We start from the raw sequence: 3,218 nt of genomic DNA, 5'->3' as shown, positions 1-3,218 counted from the left end.
CTGGTAAAGGTGCGTTTCTGGTAATCGCGCATCGTGAAATCCCTGTCTCGATGCGTGGCCGCGCGTGGCGCAGCAGGGCCAGCGCGGCGTCCAGGTCGGCCGCGCGGCCACTGAACAGCAGCCAGGCGGCCAGCGCGGTGGCGCTGCGCGAGTAGCCCAGGGCGCAGCACACCAGGGTCGGACCCTGCCGGCGCGCCTGCTCGATGGCCTCGGCGGCGGCCAGGCAGTCGTCGAGGGTCGGCGGGGTCAGGTCGAGCACCGGGATCGCATGGTAATGGCGACCCTGTGGAGCAAGCGGCAGCTCGGCGCACAGGTCCACCACGGAGCGGAACGGGCTGCGCGCCAGCTCGCGCGCGCCGGGCAGCCGGCCCAGCCAGACGCCGTCGCACACCTCATCCGGCGCCGCCCGGCGAAATGTCCACAGGCGGGAATTCAGCCAGGCACCGAGCAGATAGGGCGCCAGCAGCCAGCCGGCCGCCGTGCTCAGACGGCCGTCGGCGCCCTTCTGAAACCCCTGCGCGCCGAACAGCGCGTAGTTCAGCGCCACCAGCAGCAGCGACACCGCCGGCCAGCACAGCCATAGCCAGGCGCCGCCGAACAGGAAGGCGGGCACGGCACAGGCGGCGCTGCCCAACGCATAGCGCAGCGCCAGGCGCCGGCGTGCGCGGCACGCGGTCAGGCGCGCCCGGCTGAGCGGGCTCGGCCCGTGCAGCGGCCACAGCCAGACGCACAGCCAGCCGAGCAGGGCGCCGCTGGGCAGGTCGATGAAATGGTGCTGCCAGGTGGTGAGCACGGAAATGCCGATCAGCGCGAACCAGCCGTGCAGCAGCCAGCACCATAGCCCCGGCACATGCCGGGCATAGCAGACCCAGAGAATCACCAGCAGGGCGATGTGCAGCGAGGGCGCCTGGTTGAACGGCTTGTCGAAGGCGCCCAGCAGTTCGAACAGCAGGCCGAACACGCCGTCCATGTCCGGGCGTGTGAAGGTGAAGCGCAGCGGCCAGAGCAGGAAGCAGGCGACCGCCACCAGCTGCGCGCTGAGCAGGCGCAGAGCGTGGCGATCCAGTTCCAGGCGGCTCAGGCAGAGGAACAGCGACAGGCCGTACAGCAGGTCGATCGACCAGTAGGGCACGATGCTCCAGGCCCAGAACGGCAGGTGGCTCTCCCAGGCGAACACCAGACTGCCGACGTCGTCGCGCTGGCTGGTCACCCAGGTGGCCAGGCCGTAGCTGGCGAAGAAGAACGGCGCGAGGAACGCCAGCCAGCCCAGGGCGCGGCGCCAGGGGCGTGACGCAGTGATCATCCGTCCACCCGCTGGGCCACCGACACGCTGAAGATGCCCCACTCGTCGATGCGCTGCTCCAGCTTGCGGAAGCCAGCGGCGGCCACCAGTTGGTCCATTTCCGTCTGGCTGCGCCGGCGCATCACCCACGGCTGGCCGTCGCGGTGGCTGGTCAGGGCGCGGGCGATCAGCTCCAGTTGCGGGTGCCAGGGCTGGCCGGTGTACACCAGATAGCCACCCGGCGGCACGGCGGCGGCCAGGCCGGCCAGGGAATTGCCGACCTGCTGGTTGTCGCCGAACAGCTCGTACAGGCCGGAGACCACCGCCAGGCTCGGCCGCGGCGCCACGGCCGCCAGGTCGGCGCGGTCGAAGGCGTCGCCTTCGATGAAACGGGCGATCTGGTCGAGCCCCTTGGCCTCGATCAGTGCCTGGCCGTCGCGCACGTTGAGCTCGCTGTAGTCGCGCAGCAGGATCGATTCGGGCAGCGGCTCGACGCCCTGCAGCGCTTCGAGGATGTAGCGGCCGTGCCCGGCGGCGATGTCGAGGATATGCACCGGCCGTCCCGCCTCGCGCAGCCGCGCCATGGCCAGGCGCAGCAGCTCCTCGACGTGCAGCTTGCGCTGGCGGATGCCGCGCCAGCCGATGGAGTCCAGGTAGGTCCGGTCGATCAGCCGGCCGAGGCGACCCATTCCTCCGGGCGTGTTGCGGTACACGTAATCCAGCGTGCTGCCGGAATCGAAACCGGTATCGAAGCCGAGCTTCACGCCTCGGGACAGGTGGGCGCCGATCTTCAGGCCGGCACGGGTCAGGCGCCAATACAGGCCGCGCAGCGAGCGCGCCGGCAGCGGCGTGGCCAGCGCCTCGGCTTCCGCGCAGCTGGCGCCGATGCGGTCGGCATCCAGCAGCGACGGGCGCGCCGGCGGCTGCTCGAACTGCTGGAGCACGAAGCGCCTGACTCGCTCCAGTACCGGCCCACGGTCGCGCTCGCCCAGGGTGTCGTGGAAGAAGCCGGGCAGCACGTGCAGTTCCTTGCGCAGGGTGCCCAGGCGCTCGAAGAACTGCTCCTGGGGTTTGCGGTGCACCACGAAGTCGGCGCCGGAGACCAGCAGTTGGGTGGGAATCTGGATCGCCTGGGCATCGGCCACCACCCGCTCGGCGGCCTCGTACAGGCCGAGCAGCAGGTTCACCGAGATCGGCCGGGTGATCAGCGGGTCGGCCTCGAAGCTGGCGATGCGTGCCGGGTCGTGGGTCAGGAAGCGCGCCTTGACGTAGCTGTTGACGAAGAAATTGCCGCGCAGTGCGCGCAGCAGTTTCAGGCCGGGGCGGGCGAACGGCACGTACAGCTTGACCTTGAAGGCCGGCGAGGCCAGCACCAGGGCGCGGATGTTCGGCGCGTAGTCATGGGCCCAGGTCGCCACCAGCACGGCGCCGACGCTCTGCGCCAGCAACACCATGTCCTCCTCGGCGAGGCCGTGCCGCTCGCGCAGGTGGCTGATGAAGGTCTGCACGTCGCGCACGCTGGTGCCGAAGCTTGGGCTGTCGCCGCGCGGGCCGGGCGACTGGCCGAGGCCGCGGGCGTCCCAGGCGAAGATGTCGAAGCCCGGCAGGTCCAGTTCATCGGCCAGGTGCGCCATGCGCCCGGAGTGCTCGTGGCCGCGGTGGAACAGCACCAGGGCGCGGCGCGGCTGGCCGCTGTCGGTCGCCGGCCAGTGGCGGTAGAAGAGTTCCAGGCCGTCGTGGCTGGTAAAGGTGCGTTTCTGGTAATCGCGCATCGTGAAATCCCTGTCTCGATGAAAACTCAGTTCCCGGCGGCCACTTCCGCCAGCCCCTGGCGCACCCGGTTGACTAGGGTGAGCGCCAGCAGCGCGGCGAGCAGCGCCAGCACGCCGTTGATCCAGGCCGCCGGCAGCAGGCCGGCGGCGACCCCGGCGCCCAG

Annotated in this window: 2 protein-coding genes and 1 pseudogene; all 3 read right to left on the bottom strand. The window is 70.7% G+C overall.

Annotated features, from left to right (window positions below):
• The coding region (locus tag AS93_RS19710) for a phosphatase PAP2/dual specificity phosphatase family protein (protein ID WP_051587526.1) at positions 1–1,303 on the bottom strand (1,303 nt) is incomplete at its 3' end.
• Complete coding sequence (locus AS93_RS0117140) at positions 1,300–3,054, bottom strand: bifunctional alpha/beta hydrolase/class I SAM-dependent methyltransferase (RefSeq protein WP_027591730.1); 1,755 nt, start codon at positions 3,052–3,054, stop codon at positions 1,300–1,302. The genes AS93_RS19710 and AS93_RS0117140, both read right to left, overlap by 4 nt.
• A 26-nt stretch (positions 3,055–3,080) precedes the next feature.
• Positions 3,081–3,218, bottom strand: a pseudogene (locus AS93_RS21175) (CDP-alcohol phosphatidyltransferase family protein); the annotation flags it as partial.

Origin of the sequence: Pseudomonas sp. RL, from assembly GCF_000647775.1 — a bacterium.
Classification (GTDB): domain Bacteria; phylum Pseudomonadota; class Gammaproteobacteria; order Pseudomonadales; family Pseudomonadaceae; genus Serpens; species Serpens flexibilis.
Note: the sequence above shows the minus strand (reverse complement) of the source record. Positions and strands in the feature narration are given on the sequence as shown.

What these genes read in the sequence shown, in the direction of transcription:
- AS93_RS0117140 (WP_027591730.1), bottom strand. Translation starts at nt 3,054, where the DNA reads ATGCGCGATTACCAGAAACGCACCTTTACCAGCCACGACGGCCTGGAA.